The following is a 19,818-nucleotide window of genomic DNA, read 5'->3' as shown; positions in this document are numbered from 1 at the left end:
CCTCATTTGGAAGCCATCATTACTCACATAAAACACCGCAACCCATTTATCTAAATCGTGAAAATAGTTCCACCTATAACAACCCTGATTTTTTGAATTCGGAAATGCATTTCTCAGAAACTTTTACTGCCTGGTTGTTGACAGCAACATAATCATCTTTAATCCACGCCTCATAAGTTTTTAACTCTGGAGCGCTACCCATGCATGCCCATGATTTTAGAACAGATGACTTCCCACCTTGTACTCGAACAAGATTGACCTCCAAATTATAGTTAAGCTTGTAGTCACTACTTAGAAGGCCTACATATTCCAACTCCCATTGTCTGGTATTAACGTTGAGCTGGATCTCAAGATCAGGATTTGCTGAAGCTTTTTCTGCGAACTCATCTTTCAACTTATTGGCTAGCAAAGTATTAACACCTCCGCCTTTTGTAACTGAAACCCCTTTTGGTAAAGCCTGATTGAGCTGGTTACCAAACTGACTCCCAATTTGCTGATTAGCTTGCATCTGCCCTAAGGTCTTTGCGTTTCCAGTACTTCCTGCAACGCTCCCCGCTACCGACGACGCCACAAAATTGCCTATCGCACGTGCTTTGGTACGCTCTGAAAGTGCAATTGGTGCAGGTATATTTATCTGAACAGGTCCTTGAAGTAATGTTTTTATATCCGATTCAGAAATTTTTGGGGTTGATGCACATCCAAAAAGCACCAACGCGACAACACTTACACACAAACCATTGATTTTCATATTTATCTTTAAATTTAAGTGAGGAATTTGAAACATAACTAGCCAAGAAGGGCTAATTAAATGAAGGGCTAATTAAATTAAGTGCCAACATAAAATTGGAGATATTGATTAAAAGTATCTCTATCCCCGAGATTTACACGGGCACTCCGTATAAGAATGGGCAAAAAAATATATGCCACAATCAACCATTGTCATGTGTGCAAAATCACTAACAATGGGGAAACATCCATTTTTGATAATTACTAGAGGCAGCTTAAGGAAGTCATGCGGATATAAAATAACTCTGAAAAATTCATCTCAAGCGTTATTTCCAGAGTGATACTGGGTGAAATTGCAGGATGCAGAGTTGACATACCCGGCAAAGTTTGATGAACTGACCGCCGTTATTGAAAGGCAAACCTGCTGAAAGGCAGGGACGCAAAGTTTCCGACCTAAGGGCATATGCCTACGGTAGCGGGACTGCCGTTTACCGCAAGGGTGAATGTATTCGGCGTTTTACAATTTCCATGATGTATCACCCGCATCAGACATGTGAGCCCAGCGTGAGCTGAGGCTTGGCTGTCAGGCGGCTATCGCCCTGCGTGGCGTGGCTGGAGATAAATTCAACGGAAAGTAGTTAGTGATTACCAGACTGGCAATGAGACCTCGACCCGCTGCAGATTGCCTGGCGGCTTTTCTGATGGAGGCGGATGCCATCGCGACCGTATCGTTCGCCAGGGGCAATGTGCCATGCCCCATCTGAATAGCCTGCCGATGCCATTACGGTTCTTGTTCAAATTATTGCAGCACGAGCTTCCACCCTATGCACAGGAACCGCACAACCTGCGGGTAAGAATGTTGCTGGCGATTGGCGGATGGTCGCTGATCATGCTCTGCAGCATGTGGGGCGCCTATTATCTTTGTCATGGCAAATGGCTGTTGATGGCGTCCCATGCCATTCTGATTGCCCTGGGGATCTACACCCTCATTCTCATCAACGCCGGGCGCGAGCGCTTGGTGGCGATCAGCATGTCGCATGGGTTGCTGGTAATGCTTTGCGTGATCTGCTGGCTGGATGTGCCAACGCAGGATGTCCCCCGCTCGGTTCATATGTATTTTCTGCCGGTGGCGGCGGGCGCCTCGCTGATATTTCGCAAGGAAAATCTCTATCTGCGTCTGGTGCTGCCATTTACCTTGCTGGCGTGCTGCCTGATTTTTGCGAGCTCTCACATCGGCATCGTCAAACCCGAGCTGATCGCCGATCAGGAGATTCGCCTGCTGGGAGCATGGATTAACAACCTGGCTGCACTCGCGATTCTGGGTGTGGCGCTGATTGTCATGCAAACTGACATTTCCACGCGTCATTCGCTGTATGCCGATATGCGTGCGGCGCTGGCGCAAGGCCAGTTCCGCCTGCATTATCAGCCGCAGGTGGATGCCGTAGGCAATATTTTCGGGGCGGAAGCCCTGCTACGCTGGCAACATCCCGTGCGCGGGATGATTCCCCCGGGCGTCTTTATCGCCGCAGCCGAAGAAACCGGCCTGATCCAGCCCATTGGCACATGGGTGCTGAAAGAAGCGTGCGCCCAACTGGTCAAGTGGTCTAAAGACCCCAACATGGCGCATCTCAGCATCTCGGTGAATGTCAGCGCATCGCAGCTCAGGCAGCCCGACTTCGTGCAGGAAGTCATCGAGATCGTGATGCGCAGCGGCGCCACGCCCGCGCAGCTAAAACTCGAACTCACCGAAAGCATGCTGGCGAAGGATGTCGACACCACCATCCAGAAGATGAAAGCCCTGCGTGCCTTCGGCATCAGCTGGTCACTGGATGACTTTGGCACTGGCTACTCCTCGCTCAACTACCTGAAGCACCTGCCATTTGAACAGTTGAAAATAGACCAATCGTTTGTGCGCGATCTCTTGACCAACGAGAGCGACAAGGCGATTGTGGAAACTCTGGTCGTGCTCAGCAAAAACCTCAACATGATGCTGATTGCCGAAGGGGTGGAAACCATCGAGCAACTGCATTACCTGCTGAATAAAGGCTGCATGAAATATCAAGGGTATCTCTTCAGCAAGCCCCTGCCGATCGAGGCATTTGAGCAATTTCTGCCTACATTTCACCTTTCACACGCCAATATTCAGCTAAAAGCGCAATTAAGTCTTCTATAGAATAGCGGAGGCGGATAAAACGCTGCCTGGATTTATTTTCCAGGTAGCGTTCAGAGAATCCGCCTCTCTCTCCTCAGCACCGATCCTCAGCTTTGGTTTGATCACTTCGTGATCGCATATGGAACGCAGCAACGATTGGCACCTGCGTGCAATCCGTTTCAGGCAAGCCTTGGCATGACCACATCACAAAAAATTTACATAGCTTAACAATTGTTAGGGCAATTGATTTAAGCTACGCGCACTGCGCAGTGCATCGCCAGTTTAGCGAGGCTAATACACGCACGCTTTTCTGACCAGCCTGAAGCAGATGCAGCCTCCGATAGAGAGGCGCCATAAAACACTAGCTCGACCACTTATTACTTTATTTTCAGGGGAATGCAGTGATTGCATTTATCAGTATCCACGTCCGTGCGCAGACGCATGGGCATATTCGACTTGAAACTCTTCCAGTTTCATCCGTCACTTGTCTTAACTACCATACAAGCTGCGAGACCAGCCTGGCATCGAATCATGGTGCAACCGAGGCGGCCGCAGCATGACGCCCACCACCACCTATCAACCTTCGAACCTGCACGCCGACATCACGGCGACCCGGGTGTTGAGCGCGGTGCGTATCACTTGGCTATTAACAGCCATTGTTTTTCTAATGTGGCTGGTGTTTAACGCATTGAATGCCGTGCCATCAGTCGATGATTTTTGTTATGGATATGGCGAGCATGTACATGGCCTCGTTGGCAATGTCATTGACATCTACCACCACTGGAGTGGGCGCTATCTCAGCACATTTCTTATTTCGGGATTTGCTGGCTCTGCACATTTGTTGTTGCAGCACTATTACGCGGTTCCCTTCTTCATCCTGCTGCTGAATCTCATCGCGACCATTCATTTTGTGAGGGCGTTTGCCCAGTCGCGTTTTTTTATGGTGCTGGGCTTTTTTGTGCTCCTAATGGCGTTCTTTCAGCTCAGGCAGTCTTTATTCTGGCTATCTGGTGGCGCAACCTATGGCGTTGCCTGCGGCCTTTTCCTGCTAGTGATTACCGAGACGGTAAAGGTTTACACCAATCAGACCGTACTTACCCCAGCCAGAGTGGGCCTGATGAGTTGCGGGGCCCTTCTGCTTGCAGGTTGCAACGAAGGCGCCCTGCTCGCCAATATTGCATTCCTCGGGTCACTCACCCTGGCCTATTACCTGCGCGAACATGACAAACGTCTGGGCTGGGTGTTACTGGCCGCCATTATCGGCGGACTGATCGCAGGCCTCGCCCCAGGCAACTTTTTGCGCGCCGCGCTGATGCCGGACAAGACCAGCATCCTTCAAGCTGCCTGGTTGGCACTTGAGTTGATCATACGGCGTTACCTTTTCGCATTTCTGGCACTGGTCGTCCTGTGGCGTATATTCATGGAGCTGTTTCCGTTCAAAAACCCACTGAGCAGGATTTCGCGTCCTGACACCATCACCATTGCAATCGCCCTGTTCGCAGCCCTGTGGGCCGGTATTTTTGCGCGGGCATACATCATGGGCGACCTCGGCCCCAGCCGGACAAAAACGCAGGATTTCATGCTGATTATCGTCATGGCCTTCTTTATCGCCAGATTTACTTACCTGAATTACCTCGCACAATCTGATCAGCCTGGATTGTCCTGGCAAAGAACCTATGGCATCGCCGCCATAACCGTGTTGATGATTGGCTTGCTGGCTACCTTCATCACTTACCCCCACAAGTCATGGAGAGAAGTCATCGTGCAGGTACAAGCCAGTCAGGATTTGCACTCTTTCATGCAGCAGCGCTTTGCCACGGCCCAGGCATCAACCGATGGCAAGCTGCAGGTATCAGCCTATTCTCGCCACTTGCTGCCTATTACCTTTTTCAGCGATATCACGGCGGACCCTACCCATTGGGAAAATCGCTGCTTTTCTGATTATTTTCAATTGCGCGAAGTCGTGACCAAACCGCAATAAGGCACCAGCCGATAACATGCAGTTGAGCCATCGCCACTGACACACCGCATCATGTGTCAGTGGCGATGCATATGGAACTGCAGACCTAAAACGGGAGGTCGCTCCCGTATCCTCAGAGGCTGCACCTGCACAGCAAACGCTTACGAATCCACCGGCATTCCAAAAAGATCCCTCCCCTCTCTTGAAAAAACCCACCCCCGCCCTTATTATTAGCACTCTATAGGCATGAGTGCTAACAGCATCCATCCCGACCCGAATTCTGATCAACCCAATGTCAAAAAATGACTTTAATCAAGGAGAGTAACTCATGGCAATTCGTCCATTGCATGACCGCGTGATTGTTAAGCGCTTGGAAGAAGAACGTAAAACAGCATCCGGCATCGTCATTCCAGATACTGCTGCTGAGAAGCCCGATCAAGGCGAAGTGATCGCTGTTGGTCCTGGCAAGAAAGATGACAGCGGCAAGGCTATCGCTCTGGATGTGAAAGTGGGCGACAAGGTGTTGTTCGGCAAGTATGCAGGCCAGGCTGTGAAGGTTAACGGCGAAGAAGTGCTGGTACTGCGTGAGGAAGACATTCTGGGCGTTGTTGAAGCTTAATTGCGACGCATCCCTTAACCGAATCTAGATTCAGGAGAATTAACAATGGCTGCAAAACAAGTAATTTTTGGCGATGAGGCACGTGCCAAAATCGTTAACGGTGTGAACATTCTGGCAAATGCCGTTAAGGTAACGCTGGGTCCTAAAGGCCGTAACGTGGTGCTGGAGCGTTCTTTCGGCGCCCCTACCGTGACCAAGGACGGTGTATCCGTTGCCAAGGAAATCGAGCTGAAGGACAAGCTGGAAAACATGGGCGCACAACTGGTGAAGGAAGTGGCTTCCAAGACTTCCGACAACGCTGGTGACGGCACCACCACCGCTACCGTACTGGCTCAAGCCATCGTACGTGAAGGCTTCAAATACGTTGCTGCCGGTTTTAACCCAGCTGACCTGAAGCGCGGTATCGACAAGGCTGTTGTGGCGATCGTGGAAGAAATCAAGGCGATCTCCAAGCCAACCACCACCAGCAAGGAAATTGCTCAAGTGGGCTCCATCTCCGCCAACTCCGATGCTGACATCGGTCAGATCATTGCGGATGCCATGGACAAGGTAGGCAAAGAAGGCGTGATCACCGTGGAAGACGGTTCCGGCCTGGAAAACGAGCTGGACGTGGTTGAAGGCATGCAGTTTGACCGCGGTTACCTGTCTCCTTACTTCATCAACAACCCAGAGCGTCAAATCGCCCTGCTGGAAAATCCATTCGTGCTGCTGCACGACAAGAAGATCTCCAACATTCGTGACCTGCTGCCAGCCCTGGAGCAAGTAGCGAAGTCTGGCCGTCCTCTGCTGATCATTGCAGAAGACATCGAAGGCGAAGCCCTGGCTACCCTGGTAGTGAACAACATCCGCGGCATCCTGAAGACTGTGGCTGTCAAGGCTCCTGGCTTTGGTGACCGTCGCAAGGCCATGCTGGAAGATATCGCCATCCTCACCGGCGGTACCGTGATTGCTGAAGAAGTGGGCCTGAAGCTGGAAAGCGTGACCCTGAATGATCTGGGCCAAGCCAAGCGGATTGAAGTGGGCAAAGAAAACACCACCATCATCGACGGTGCTGGCGTTGAAGACACCATCAAGAGCCGCATTGACCAGATCAAGAAGCAAATCGAAGACGCTACCAGCGACTACGACCGTGAAAAACTGCAAGAGCGCGTAGCCAAGCTGGCTGGCGGTGTTGCTGTGATCAAGGTTGGCGCTGCTACCGAAATCGAAATGAAGGAAAAGAAAGCACGCGTGGAAGATGCATTGCACGCTACCCGCGCTGCTGTTGAAGAAGGTATCGTGGCTGGCGGCGGCGTTGCTCTGCTGCGTGCTCGCGCTGCCATCAAGGAACTGAAGGGCGACAACGCTGATCAGGACGCTGGTATCAAGATCGTGCTGCGCGCGATTGAAGAGCCTCTGCGCCAGATCGTGGCTAACGCTGGTGACGAGCCATCTGTTGTGGTTAACAAGGTTCTGGAAGGCAAGGGTAACTACGGTTACAACGCTGCCAACGGCACTTACGGTGACCTGGTTGAACTGGGCGTTCTGGACCCAGCCAAGGTAACCCGTTCCGCACTGCAAAATGCAGCTTCTGTTGCATCCCTGATTCTGACCACCGACGCACTGGTTGCAGAACTGCCTAAGGAAGACGCGCCTGCGATGGGCGGCGGCGACATGGGCGGTATGGGTGGCATGGGCGGCATGATGTAATCAAGCCCTGATGCAGAGGCTGCAAGCCTCGCCATCAAGCAAAAAGCCCCGGGAAACCGGGGCTTTTTTTATGGTCTTTGCGATGAATTGAATGCCATGTCCAGCCGCGCTATTGTCATGACATCAGCCTTGCATCGCGAAGCTGACTCAGGGCGCCGGGTTTGACGATGAACTGGCCGCCCCCTGTTTCTGGATGGCAATCACCATCAGCACCCCATTCAGCCGCTCGGCACGAAACACCACCTGATCGCCCTCTGCCAAGCCGTTCAGCATGGCTTTATCCTGCGCGACAAACACCATGGTCATGCCCGGCATCCCCAGGTTTTTGATATCGCCATGGCGTAGCGTGATGGTGCCTTGCTCCAGATTGATCTTGCGCACTTCGCCCGGAGTGGCGCTGATGTCGGCATCTGCAGCAGCAGTCACCGGCGCGTCATGCGCCATTCCTTCATGCGCGAATACCGTTAGCGGCAAGGCCATCATGCCGATCAGGTTAAAAGTCCATAAAACACGAATGACGGGTTTGCTCATGAGTAACTTCCATTCAGGTTAATGCTGCATGTGGTCGCCGGGTTTGCGCACCTGTACTTCAACGCCACCCCGGGCGTCGGTGTCTGCGGGGCGCTCAACTGGCGGAAGATCGTTTTCCACTTCCCAGGCGACGGTACCGGCGGGGTGCTGGTAATGGCCGGGGTCGCGATAATCATGTTTGGCGATGCCCTGGCGGATTTTGACGGTGGTAAACATGCCGCCCATTTCCACCCCGCCAAACTGGCCCTGGCCCGACATCATCGGCAAGGTGTTGTCCGGCAGCGGCATTTGCATCTCGGCCATATCCGCCATGCCGTGCTGACCCATCGCCATGTAATCGGGCAACAAGCCTTGCAGCTGCTGCCTCAGATCCCGCTGCTCCACGCCCAGCATGGTGGGCACGTCATGCCCCATGGCATTCATGGTGTGATGGCTTTTATGGCAATGAAACGCCCAGTCGCCCGGCGCATCCGCCTTGAATTCCAGCGCCCGCATCTGGCCCACAGCTATATCCGTCGTCACTTCGGGCCAGCGCGCGCTGGGTGGCACCCAGCCGCCGTCGGTACCGGTCACCATGAATTCGTGCCCATGAATATGAATGGGATGATTGGTCATGCTGAGATTGCCGACGCGGATGCGCACGCGGTCGCCCTGATTCACCACCATGGGGCTGATACCGGGAAACACCCGGCTGTTAAAGGTCCACAGATTGAAATTCAGCATGGTGTTGATGCGCGGTGTGTAGGCACCGGGGTCAATATCGTAGGCATTGATCAGAAACACAAAATCGCGGTCCACCGCCATGGTGGCGGGGTTTTTCGGATGCGTGACCCAGAAGCCCATCATGCCCATCGCCATTTGCGTCATTTCATCGGCATGCGGGTGATACATAAAGGTGCCCGCCCGCTGCGCGACAAATTCATAGGCAAAGGTCTTGCCGGGCTTGATGCCTGGCTGAGTCAGGCCAGTGACGCCATCCATGCCATTGGGCAGGCGCTGACCATGCCAGTGCATGGAAGTATGCTCGGGCAGGCGATTGGTGACGTAAATGCGCACGCGGTCACCCTCTACCACTTCGATAGTGGGGCCGGGGCTCTGACCGTTGTAGCCCCATAAATGCGCTTTCATGCCGGGCGCCAATTCGCGCACTACCGGCTCGGCCACCAGATGAAACTCCTTTACGCCATTGCGCATGCGCCATGGCAAAGTCCAACCATTGAGGGTGACAACCGGGTTATATGGACGGCCAGTATCCGGCATGTGCGACGCCTGGGTGTCGGCATCGCTCACCGAGATGATCTCCGGCAACGCCGCCATGGCGACCTTGCTGACCGTGGCCGCGGTAGCGGCTACCCCGGCCAGACTGGCCCCTTTAAGAAAATCACGCCTAGACACCATATCGTTTCCTGTCCTGTTGATCACTTGCGCCTGGGTTGGGCTGGCTTTATTGGGCGGCCAGTGCCGAAGCTGGCATGGAAAAATCCGGCTTGCCGATCAAGGCCATTTCCATATCGCTTTGCGACAGCCAGAAATCGCGCAAGGCTTCGATGTAGCTATTCACACTGGCAATCTGCGCCCGTGCATCTGCCAGCAAATCAAACACGCTGACCAGCATGCCGTTATAGCGCAGCTGGTTTTCTTCGGCGATTTTCTGACGGATAGGCACCACACTATCGCGATAATGCCGGGCAATATCGTAACTGGCGCGGTAACGCCCATAGCCCTCGCGTACTTCTGACCTGGCTTCCACCGCCACTTGCGCCAGCTGGTTCACGGCCTGCATGTAGGTAGATTCCGCCCTCGCCACGCGGGCACTGCCCCAGTCAAACAAGGGAATCTCCAGCGAAATCTCCACCCCATTTTTGTAGGGGTCCGAGCGCCGTCCTTCCAGCACGCGGGCAGGGCCCAGCTCCAGCACATTGATGAAGCGCGTGGTTTTGGTCAGGCCCAATTGACCGGCCAGGGCTTCGGTTTGCAGCTTCATCATCTGCACATCCATGCGCTGTTGCAAAGCAGTCTGCTCCAGATTGGCCGCCTCTTCTGCATGCGCGGGCAAATCCGGCATGCGCTCGGGCAGGGTGTAGTGGGTATGATCCAGGCCCATCAAGCGTGTGAGCTGCTCGGTAGCCTGCAAGCTGGCTTGGCGGGCACGGCTTGCGCCTAAGGTGGCATCGGCATAAAAGCCTTGTTCACGGGCCTCATCCAGTGTGCTCCAGTTGCCTGCCTGCTTCATGCGCTGCGCCAGCGTGGCACTGGTCTCGGCTGCCCGCATTACCTGCTGCATGTAGCGTTCGGATTGCGCGGCAGCCAGCGCGCTGAAATACGCTTTGCGGGTAGCAGTCGCCAGTCGCAATACCTCCAGCGATACCTGACGCTGGGTTTGCTCAAAGCGGCGGCGCTCGATGGCGGTGGCCTTGGGCATGGTCACCAGCGAAAAAATATTAAAGGTCAGCGCCTGTTCGATCTTGTAATCGCCGTCGCGGCTGGCGCGCAGCATGGAAAAGCGCGGATTGGGCAAGCGCCCGGCCTGCACCAGATCAGCTTCTGAAATACCCAGTTCGGCATACGATGCCTGCAGGCCATGGTTATTCAGCAAGGCAATCTGCACGGCATCGTCCACGCTGATGGGCTGCTGCAACAGTTGCGCGATACGCTCATCCAGAGCGTGGCGCTCGTCTTCAGATTTGACCCAGCGTATCTCCTTGCCGGTTTTCGCTTTCACCGTAGAAGCCACCTGATCAAACCCGCCATCACGCGAAAACGTGGCGCAGCCGGGCAACAGGCTGACAAGCACCAGTGGCAGCAACAGCCGCGCATATGCCATGCGTATCATGTCAGTGCGGGGCGAGCGGATAGACGGAGAAAATTTCATGCTGACCAGCATGGCATGGCTGACCCGACAGCCAGCTGACATCCAGATTACATTTTTGTCATCTTGCTGCCAGGCAGCATGGTTTGCGGCACAATCACTGTCTACACCACCACCTGACCACTCCATGCGAATTCTTGTAGTCGAGGATGAACACAAAACCGGCGAGTATCTGCGCAAAGGCCTGACCGAGGCGGGCTTTGTCACGGACCTGGTCCATGATGGCCTGGATGGGCAACATATGGCGCTGGCTGAACATTACGACCTGATTATTCTGGATGTGATGCTGCCACGCGCCAGTGGCTGGCAGATCATCGCTGCCCTGCGTGAGGCGGGCAAGCATACGCCCGTGCTTTTTCTGACGGCGCGTGACCTGGTGGAAGACCGCGTGAAAGGCCTGGAACTGGGCGCGGATGACTACCTGGTCAAACCGTTTGCCTTTTCTGAATTGCTGGCCCGTATACGCACGCTACTGCGGCGCGGCAGAACGCGCGAAGCCGATGTGCTGCAAGTTGCCAATCTTGAAATCGATGTGCTGCGGCGGCGCGTGCAGCGCGATGGCAAGAAAATCGAGCTCACGGCCAAGGAATTTGGACTGCTGGAATTGCTGGTGCGTCGGCGTGGTGAAGTGTTATCGCGCTCGCTGATTGCCTCGCAGGTGTGGGACATGAATTTTGACAGCGACACCAATGTGATCGAGGTGGCCATGCGGCGCCTGCGCGCCAAGATTGATGATCCGTTCGAGCCCAAGCTGATTCACACCGTGCGCGGCATGGGCTATGTGCTGGATGTGCCCGAGGCACCATGAACATGCACACATCCATCATCACCCGCATCACCCTGATTTTTGCGGCACTCTCCACGGTGGTCATGATCGCCATCGGGGCGATTGCCAGCTACGCGGTGGATAGCCACTTTGCCGAAGAGGACCTGATCGAAATAGAAGGCAAGCTTGAACTCATCCATCATGCATTGAATTCCGCGCCTGAGAAGGAAGAGCAACCTCTGCCACAGCGCCTGAACGACGCGCTGATCGGTCATCACGCCCTTTCTGTCATGGTTTATCGCCCGGACAAGCAGCTGGTTTACCGCTCCATGGAGGCCAGCTTCCCTCCGGAGTTACTGCTTCCGCATCCGGCACCTTACGCTCCACACAGTGCACACCTGCAACGCTGGCAGCAAAACGGGCACGCCTATCGCGGGCTGGTGGTGCAGTTTCCGGCAAGCGCTCAGCGCCCCTTCTGGAATGTCGCGATTGCGGTGGATATTGGCCACCATGACCATTTCATCCATCACTTCCAGCGGTCCTTGTGGCTTTATCTCACCACCGGCATTCTGTTTCTGGTGGCGGTCGGCTGGATCGCGGCCCGCCGTGGCCTGCGGCCGATTCGCGACTTTGCGCGCATGGCGGGCAATATCTCGGCGAGCCGTCTGGGCGAAAGAATCGATGTCGCCTCCCTACCGCGGGAGCTGGTCGAACTGGGGGTATCGTTCAACGACATGCTGCAGCGTCTGCAGGAATCATTTCTCCGGCTCTCCGAGTTTTCCTCCGATATTGCCCATGAGCTGCGCACGCCGGTCAGCAACCTCATGACGCAAAGTCATGTGGCGCTCTCCCAAGCTCGCTCGACGGGCGAATACCAGGAGATTCTCTATTCCAATATTGAAGAGTATGAAAGGCTCTCGCGCATGATTGCCGACATGCTGTTTCTGGCCAAGGCCGACAATGGCCTGCTGGTGCCGCACCGCGAAACCATGGATCTGGGCGTGGAAATCGATGCCGTCATTGAGTTTTACGAAGCGCTCGCGGCTGAAAAACAGCTGTTGGTCAGCCGCCATGGCACCGCCACCCTGGCCGGAGACCGGCTGATGATACGCCGCGCTTTCAGCAATCTGCTCTCCAACGCCGTGCGCTACACCCCGGTGGGGCAGACCATCACGATCACCCTCCACTATGACGATAGCCATTGGATCACGGTCTGGGTGGACAATGCCGGCGAGCCTGTTCCTGAAGACGCCTTGGCGCGGCTATTTGACCGCTTTTATCGGGTGGACCCATCGCGCCAGCGCGAGAGCGAAGGCACAGGCTTGGGACTTGCCATTACCAAGTCCATTATCGAAGCGCATGGCGGCAGCATTCGTGCGCTTTACCAAGATCACACCATGCGATTCGAGCTCAGGTTACCCAGGGCTGAAATATCGCAATTCACGTAAAATAAACCCTCAGGGCCCGATGTCTTTACATGGGCTGCACAGCCCGATATCTATGCAGCTCATCCATTTCAGGCCATACTTACGCGTATAAATACAGAACGGGTGCTTGCGGGTAACTCGTCATATTTGATTGACTAGGGGTTGTTAAATTTACCGTTTCGCACCATTTCCCGGTAGGCAGTGCTACCGTCCTGATTCTTTGCTGTTGGCATGGCTGGGTTTCGCCTGCCTGCTGCTAACGAGCCAGATCAGCCACGCCGCCGCCAGCGATGACATTGCGCGTGGCAAACAGGTGGCGCAAATTGTGTACGGTATCGTCAGCTATACGCGCTGGCCGGCGCCTTTTCCTGAACTTCAGCTCTGCATCACCGGTGACACGCGATATGCCGATGCCTTGATGGCCGGTGCGCCCAACCCCATGCATCCCCGCATTACGGTACGCCAGCTGGCCCTGCATACTCCCGAAGCGGTTGCCCAGTGCCAGATTGCCTACCTTGGGACCATGGAAAATGGCGAACGTGAATCGCTGCTGGCCCAGCTCATCGGCCAGCCCGTGCTCATCATCAGCGAGCCTCCGCCTTCGTGCAGCGCAGGGGGCATGTTCTGCCTCTTGTTCCGTGAAGACAATGTCTACTTCGAGGTCAATCTCGATACGATCGCGCGCAGCGGTTTGCGTGTGCATCCCAATGTACTGCAGCTAGGAAAGCGCAAGGCTTCGCCATGACCACGCCTCGCTCACCACTCCCAAGGCTGGATCAGGTTCTGCGGCGCGCGCACCTCAGCGTGGCGCTGATTGCCGTCATTTCCTCCGGGCTTGCGCTGACCCTCGCTGGCATGTATGCCTTGCAGGCGTATGCCACGCAAAACATGCAGCTGGTAGCGCGCTCGCTGAGTTATACGGTGGAAGCGGCTGTGCTGTTCAACGATGAGTTGGCGGTGCAAGAGGCCTTGGATAAGGTAGGCAAGCGCGAGGATGTGGCCGAGATCCGCGTCATCGGCCGCCATGGCATCCCATTGGCCAATTGGAAACGCCCTGAGACAGGCGCCTTTTTTCACCTGGAAAGCTGGCTGGCCAACATCGTCATGCCCGAGCCCTACTACTACCCGGTCACACACGATAATATGACCATAGGCCGTATCCGTCTGGTACCTCACAGCCGCCTGCTGCTGGAATACATGGTCACCGGGATCAGCTGCGTCTTTGCCTGCATGGCGTTCAGTACCTTACTGGCACTGGCACTCTCCCGCCGCATGCATGCCGGGATTTCCGGGCCCTTGAATATCCTTGCCGATACCGCCCACCGCGTGCGCCAATATCGCAGCTTCGGCTTGCGTGCGCCTGCTGCCAATATCGCCGAGCTCAATCAACTCAATCAGGACTTCAATGCCCTGATGGATGAACTTGCCACCTGGCAACGCCATGTCAAGCGTGAACACGACACCCTGGCCTATCGCGCCAACCATGACAGCCTCACCGGCCTGTGCAATCGCAGCCTGCTCGAATCCGAACTGGAGCACGCCGTGCGTGATGCCAGATTCCACAGCAACGCGGTAGCGCTGATGTTCATGGATGGCGATCACTTCAAGGAAATCAACGACACCTACGGACACGCGGCTGGCGATGAGGTGCTGAAAATCATGGCGCTGCGCATCAGTGGCCAGTTACGTGAGAGCGATATTGTGGCCCGTCTGGGTGGGGATGAGTTTGCGGCGCTGCTTAAACCCATCAAGCATGCCGAAGATGCGGTGCATATCGCCGAGAAAATTGCCCATCAGATGCAATCCCCCATCACGCTACCCAACGGGGAGCTGATCACCTGCTCAGTGACCATCGGGATTGCCCTCTACCCCGACCATGCGCGTACCGCACAGGAGTTGCTCGCGGCAGCGGACGAAGCCATGTATCGGGCCAAGGACCAGGAGCGCGGCAGTTGGGCCATCGGTTTGTAATCAAGGAATTCATCAAGAGCCAGTCATAGGCTCAGCATCAAGCGTGGGATATTCAACACAGGGTTTTCCCCCACATTCCAAGTATGAGGTTTAAATTGTATTCATTATTTCGTTCTACTGTTTGTTATGCATTGCTGGCATTTACCCTATCGCTGACCCTCTCCGCGTGTAAATCAACGCCTGCGGCCCCTGCACAGGAAACCCTGCGGCAGAAGCAGATTCGTACGCTGAAAGAGCAAGGCTTTGTGCACACCGATGATGGCTGGGCGCTCAGCTTCGCCGACAAATTGCTGTTTGATACCAACCAGGCTGTACTCAATGACAGAAGCCGCGGCGCTGTTCAAAAGGTAAGCAAGGCGCTGCAGTCGGTCGGATTGAACAAGATGCGGATTGAGGGCCACGCTGACGCTACGGGTCGCGAGTCTTATAACGTCGAGTTGTCAGAGCAGCGCGCTTGGGCGGTGGCGGATGCCTTTATCCAATCCGGCATGCCCAAAAGTGGCATTATTGTTCGAGGCATGGGCTCACAAAGCCCGGTAGCGAGCAATGCCACCGTAGCGGGCCGGGCAGAAAACCGCCGGGTGAGCATTATTGTGGTGACGGATTAAACCCGGAACATTGCCACGTAAAAATAAGAATTCTTTGCCCCCAATACTCGCCTGAAAGACGAGCCAGTATTGGGGGCAAATTTTCTGTTACATTTTTTTACAATTTAATCTTGCCCGAGGTATAATCAGCTCCAGAAACGCTTCCGCGCCAGAATCCGTAAGGATTTACAAGAGCGACAGGCAAAAAAAACCCCGATTAAAGGGGAGTAAAATCGGGGATCAAGCAGCCTCATCAGATAAGGCTTCCCGCTCAGGGAGGAGAAGCGGGAGATGACTTGCGCCATCTGCAAAGTAAGACGAAGTCACTCGCGTTTAGTTCCGACAATTTCTAAAATTGTCAGACATGATCCCCGATTTTTCATTTTTTAACATTCCCAGCCCTCCCCTCCGGTTTTAGGTTCTCTTCCCCAGTGTGACCTGCGATAATTAGCGCATGAACGCACAACACCCCTCTACCTCTCTGCTCGAAGGCCTGAACGACAAGCAACTTGAGGCGGTCACGCTGCCGCACCAATCTGCCCTGATCCTTGCCGGCGCGGGCAGCGGCAAAACCCGGGTACTGACGACGCGCATTGCGTGGCTGATCCAGACCGGACAAGTATCGCCCAATGGTTTGCTGGCGGTGACCTTTACCAACAAGGCCGCCAAGGAAATGCTGACACGGCTGTCTGCCATGCTGCCGATCAATGTCCGCGGCATGTGGGCGGGCACATTCCATGGCCTTTGCAACCGTTTGCTCCGGGCGCATCATCGCGAAGCGCTGCTGCCTGCTACCTTCCAGATTCTGGACACCGCCGACCAGTTATCCAGCATCAAACGCCTGATGAAGCAGATGAATGTGGATGATGAAAAATTTCCACCCAAGCAGGTCATGGGCTATATCAACAGCTGCAAGGAAGAAGGCCTGCGGGCGAACGCGGTGGATGCCTATGACGCGCACTCACAGCGCATGCGGGAGATTTTTGAAGAGTATGACCGCCAGTGCCAGCGTGAAGGCGTAGTAGATTTTGCCGAGCTGCTGCTGCGCTGCTATGAGCTGCTGAGTCGCGATGCCAGCATACGCCAGCACTACCAGAGCCGCTTCAAATACATTCTGGTTGATGAGTTTCAGGATACCAATCGCCTGCAATACCTGTGGCTGAAGCTGCTGGCCGGGGCGGACAATTGCGTGTTTGCCGTAGGCGATGACGACCAGTCAATTTATGCCTTCCGCGGCGCGCGCGTGGGCAATATGCGCGACTTTGAGCAAGACTTTAATGTGCGCAATATCGTCAAGCTGGAACAGAACTACCGCTCGCACGGCAATATTCTGGATGCCGCCAACGCCATCATCACCCACAACCGCAACCGCCTGGGCAAGAACCTGTGGACCTCGGCTGGCAAGGGCGAGCCGATACGCGTGTATCAGGCGTACAACGATATTGATGAAGCCAACTTTATCGTCGACGAGATCAAATCCCTGCACAGCGAAGGCACCGAGCTGAGCGAGATCGCCCTGCTCTATCGCTCCAATGCCCAGTCACGGGTGCTGGAGCATGCGCTGTTTTCAGCTGGTTTGCCTTATCGTGTTTACGGCGGCCTGCGCTTTTTTGAACGCGCCGAAATCAAGCATGCGCTGGCCTATCTGCGCCTGATTGCCAACCCGAACGACGACACCGCATTGCTGCGCGTGATCAACTTCCCGACCCGCGGCATAGGCGCCCGCAGCCTGGAACAATTGCAGGAAGCCGCCCGCGCCGAAGACTGCAGCCTGTGGCAGGCCGCCATCAACAAAGTGGGCAATGGCCGCCCAGGCAAAGGGGTTGAAGGGTTCGTCGCGTTGATCCGGCAAATGGCGGAAGAAGCCACCGGGCTCACCCTGCCGGAAATGGCCGAGATTGCCACCACGCTCTCCGGCCTGAGAACCCATTACCAGAATGAAAAGGAAGGCGAAGACCGTATCGCCAACCTGGATGAATTAATCTCGGCGGCCGTTACCTTCGTCAATAACAATGAGGATGCCGGCACCCTGACGGACTTTCTGACCTTTGCCAGCCTCGAAGCGGGTGAACATCAGGCAGAAGTCGGCCGCGATGCCTTGCAGCTGATGACCGTGCATGCCGCCAAAGGGCTGGAGTTCCGCACGGTATTTATCAGCGGGCTGGAAGAAGGCTTGTGCCCGCATGAGCAAAGCCTGTATGAAACGAATGGCCTGGAAGAAGAACGACGCCTGATGTACGTGGCCGTGACGCGCGCGCGCCAGCGTCTTTATCTGAGCCACGCGCAAAGCCGCATGCTGCACGGTCAGGTACGCTACGGTATTTCATCGCGCTTTCTGGATGAAATACCTGAGGCCTTGCTGAAGCGCCTGAATACCCGCGCCAGCCCTGGCCGGGGTGGCTATGGCGAGTCGCCAGTATCGCAAGCCGCCACCAGCAGCGAGCAGAAAAACAGCATGCCATGGAAAATAGGCCAGGCCGTAGCGCACAGCAAATTTGGGCAAGGCGTAGTCGTCAATTACGAAGGCAACGCCAACGACATGCGGGTACAAGTGAACTTTGGCAGCGAAGGCATGAAATGGCTCATGCTGGAATACGCCAAGCTGGAAAAGGTATAAAACAAAAGGCCCGCAGAGACGGGCCTTTTGTTTGAAGAGCATCGTTCAAAACGAGCTGGTTGCCACGCCTATTTTATGCAGCGGAAGGCTCCAGCGCCTTGGCATCCAGCTTCTTGGCAAAGATGTCGCGATAGCTGACATATTGCAAGCCCAGCATCAGCGAGGTGGCCAGCAGCAAAAAGGCCAGCAGTGTCAGCGAGGTCAGGATCAGACCAACCGGTTTGATAATCGCGGTCACCAGCGCCACCACAATCCCCGTCGCCATCATGCAAAGAGCCAGACCCGCGGTGAGCAATATCCAGGCAAAGGTCAGCGACAACACACTGGTCAGGCAGCCCGCAATACTGGACTTGATGGCTTTCCAGACCGAGAACTGGTGATGCGCCACCAGCATAGGGGCGAACCAGGTGGACATGAAAATCGGCGTCATCAACACCAGCATCTTGATCGCCAGCGGCACGGCGCGCGTGGCCAGCGCTTCGGCATCGGCCTTGGCATTCACCATGTCATCCAGCGCCTGCATATCGCCCGAGGTGACATAGCTGATGAGAATGCCATAGACCATGCAAGCGCCGCCCAGAGCAACCAGCTTGCCGATCTGCGGCTTTACCTGCGCCACGATGTCACTGAATTCGGTATCGCGCCCGTAGTCGGCCTCGCGGTATAGCGTCAGCGCCAGCACCAGGAAAAACGGCCCCATGATCACCACCAGCAATTTGAGGATCACCGGTAAGAAGACCATGGCGGGAATCACCATGAACAGCAGCACATAGCTCAGGGCCACCAGCATCCACATGGCAGGATTCTGCCGGAAGATACTCAGACAATCCTTTACCCAGTGGAAGGCTTCTTTGGCGCTACGCTTGAACATGATGTCTTTTCCCCTTTAGACGATTGTGGGCCGCCGCCTCAGGCGGGTAGCGACCCCAGCACTGACGGCTCAGTCATGCGCTTGTGCAATATATTTCTGAAATGGTCTGGATCCTTGGCATGCGTCAGTTCCCCGGCACTGGGGAAATGCAGGTCATGCAGGCGCGATAACCAGAACCGCATGGCCGCTGTGCGCAGCATGCCCGGCCACGCCTCGATCTCGGCGGCGGTCAGTGGGCGCACGGCGTGGTATGCCTCTATCAGCGCCATAACTCTGGCCTGGTCCAGGCTGCCATCGGCATGCACGCACCAGTCGTTCACGGCAATGGCCACGTCGTAGAGCAAGGCATCCTGGCAGGCGTAGTAAAAATCAATGATACCGCCCAGTTCGTTGCCATCAAACAGCACATTGTCGCGGAAGAGATCGGCATGAATGACGCCGCCGGGCAGATATTCCGAATCCGCCTCGGCCTCGAATTGCAGCTGCGCATCCAGCAAGGCTTTATCTGCAGGCCGCAATAAAGGGGCCACTTTGGCCGCGGTCTTCTGCCGCCAGTCGCCATCGCGCTGATTTTTCATGCCGGCAGGAAAGCTCAGGCCAGCCAGATGCATGTCAGCCAGCACACGGCCGATTGCAGCACATTGCTCAACGGAAGGATGTTCAAGGGATTTGCCGCGCAGGCAGCTCACCAGCGCCGCTGGCTTGCCATTCAGCTCGCCCAGGCTGGAGCCCGCGTGGTTTTTGACCGGGTGCGGACACGGAATGCCGCGCTCGGCCAGATGGGTCATAAGATCAAGAAAGAACGGCAGCTCTTCCGCCGTGTTTTCTTCAAACAGGGTGAGTACATAACGACCAGTCTCGGTCGTTACGAAATAATTGGTGTTGGTAATGCCGGAAGCGATGCCCTGCAGATCCCGCAGCTGGCCCAGCGGATAAGCTTCAAGCCAATGGCTGAGCTGCTCGAAAGTAACGGTAGTGAATACGGACATAACGCTTATCGTGAGATGGCGAAGAGCTGAACTCTTCGCACCGG

At 55.3% G+C, this 19,818-nt stretch carries 16 protein-coding genes and 1 riboswitch; of the genes, 10 read left to right on the top strand and 6 right to left on the bottom strand.

Translation table 11 applies throughout. The features are described from left to right. Positions 1-73: 73 nt before the first annotated feature. Positions 74-748 (bottom strand): hypothetical protein, encoded by a 675-nt coding sequence (locus MPQ_RS13815; RefSeq protein WP_148225250.1) that lies wholly within the window; start codon positions 746-748, stop codon positions 74-76. A gap of 382 nt (positions 749-1,130) precedes the next feature. Then, positions 1,131-1,215, top strand: a riboswitch (cyclic di-GMP riboswitch). A gap of 262 nt (positions 1,216-1,477) precedes the next feature. Here MPQ_RS13815 and MPQ_RS02070 point away from each other — a divergent pair. From MPQ_RS02070 to groL, 4 genes are all read left to right on the top strand, one after another. Beyond that, the gene (locus MPQ_RS02070; protein ID WP_013441228.1) at positions 1,478-2,899 is read left to right on the top strand and encodes a bifunctional diguanylate cyclase/phosphodiesterase; all 1,422 of its coding nucleotides are present in this window, start codon (positions 1,478-1,480) and stop codon (positions 2,897-2,899) included. A gap of 535 nt (positions 2,900-3,434) precedes the next feature. Continuing rightward, positions 3,435-4,859, top strand: a complete 1,425-nt coding sequence (locus MPQ_RS02065) for a DUF6056 family protein (protein ID WP_013441227.1) — start codon at positions 3,435-3,437, stop codon at positions 4,857-4,859. A gap of 307 nt (positions 4,860-5,166) precedes the next feature. Continuing rightward, positions 5,167-5,457, top strand: coding sequence for a co-chaperone GroES (gene groES, locus MPQ_RS02060; protein WP_013441226.1), 291 nt, complete (start codon positions 5,167-5,169; stop codon positions 5,455-5,457). A gap of 45 nt (positions 5,458-5,502) precedes the next feature. Further along, positions 5,503-7,146, top strand: a complete 1,644-nt coding sequence (groL, locus tag MPQ_RS02055) for a chaperonin GroEL (RefSeq protein ID WP_013441225.1) — start codon at positions 5,503-5,505, stop codon at positions 7,144-7,146. Positions 7,147-7,293: 147 nt separating this feature from the next. On the opposite strand, the gene MPQ_RS02050 is transcribed toward groL, so the two are convergent. Genes MPQ_RS02050 through MPQ_RS02040 form a run of 3 tightly spaced genes read right to left on the bottom strand, consistent with a single transcriptional unit; the run spans position 7,294 to position 10,510 of the window. Beyond that, on the bottom strand, positions 7,294-7,677 hold the full coding sequence (locus MPQ_RS02050) for a copper-binding protein (protein ID WP_013441224.1): 384 nt from the start codon (positions 7,675-7,677) through the stop codon (positions 7,294-7,296). 18 nt (positions 7,678-7,695) lie between these two features. Then, a complete protein-coding gene (locus MPQ_RS02045; protein ID WP_013441223.1) occupies positions 7,696-9,075 on the bottom strand; it encodes a multicopper oxidase family protein in 1,380 nt (459 codons plus the stop codon). Positions 9,076-9,121: 46 nt separating this feature from the next. Further along, positions 9,122-10,510: a TolC family protein gene (locus MPQ_RS02040; RefSeq protein ID WP_041362528.1), complete on the bottom strand. Its 1,389-nt coding sequence runs from the start codon at positions 10,508-10,510 to the stop codon at positions 9,122-9,124. A 163-nt stretch (positions 10,511-10,673) separates the two neighbouring features. Here MPQ_RS02040 and MPQ_RS02035 point away from each other — a divergent pair, with 163 nt between their 5' ends. From MPQ_RS02035 to uvrD, 6 genes are all read left to right on the top strand, one after another. Then, positions 10,674-11,354 (top strand): heavy metal response regulator transcription factor, encoded by a 681-nt coding sequence (locus MPQ_RS02035; protein ID WP_041362526.1) that lies wholly within the window; start codon positions 10,674-10,676, stop codon positions 11,352-11,354. A 2-nt stretch (positions 11,355-11,356) separates the two neighbouring features. Next, on the top strand, positions 11,357-12,760 hold the full coding sequence (locus MPQ_RS02030; RefSeq protein ID WP_148225249.1) for a heavy metal sensor histidine kinase: 1,404 nt from the start codon (positions 11,357-11,359) through the stop codon (positions 12,758-12,760). Positions 12,761-12,965: 205 nt separating this feature from the next. Beyond that, on the top strand, positions 12,966-13,484 hold the full coding sequence (locus MPQ_RS02025) for a YfiR family protein (RefSeq protein WP_238525329.1): 519 nt from the start codon (positions 12,966-12,968) through the stop codon (positions 13,482-13,484). After that, positions 13,481-14,710, top strand: a complete 1,230-nt coding sequence (locus MPQ_RS02020) for a diguanylate cyclase domain-containing protein (protein ID WP_013441218.1) — start codon at positions 13,481-13,483, stop codon at positions 14,708-14,710. Before MPQ_RS02025 ends, MPQ_RS02020 begins: the two co-directional genes overlap by 4 nt. A 95-nt stretch (positions 14,711-14,805) precedes the next feature. Beyond that, complete coding sequence (locus MPQ_RS02015) at positions 14,806-15,318, top strand: OmpA family protein (protein WP_013441217.1); 513 nt, start codon at positions 14,806-14,808, stop codon at positions 15,316-15,318. A 433-nt stretch (positions 15,319-15,751) separates the two neighbouring features. Further along, a complete protein-coding gene (gene uvrD, locus MPQ_RS02010; RefSeq protein WP_013441216.1) occupies positions 15,752-17,914 on the top strand; it encodes a DNA helicase II in 2,163 nt (720 codons plus the stop codon). A 73-nt stretch (positions 17,915-17,987) separates the two neighbouring features. On the opposite strand, the gene MPQ_RS02005 is transcribed toward uvrD, so the two are convergent. Then, positions 17,988-18,785: a BPSS1780 family membrane protein gene (locus MPQ_RS02005; RefSeq protein WP_013441215.1), complete on the bottom strand. Its 798-nt coding sequence runs from the start codon at positions 18,783-18,785 to the stop codon at positions 17,988-17,990. A 38-nt stretch (positions 18,786-18,823) separates the two neighbouring features. Continuing rightward, on the bottom strand, positions 18,824-19,774 hold the full coding sequence (thrB, locus tag MPQ_RS02000) for a homoserine kinase (RefSeq protein WP_013441214.1): 951 nt from the start codon (positions 19,772-19,774) through the stop codon (positions 18,824-18,826). Positions 19,775-19,818: the final 44 nt, after the last annotated feature.

Source organism: Methylovorus sp. MP688, assembly GCF_000183115.1.
Classification (GTDB): domain Bacteria; phylum Pseudomonadota; class Gammaproteobacteria; order Burkholderiales; family Methylophilaceae; genus Methylovorus; species Methylovorus glucosotrophus.
The sequence above is the reverse complement of the archived record's forward strand: the minus strand, read 5'-3'. Positions and strand labels throughout refer to the sequence as shown.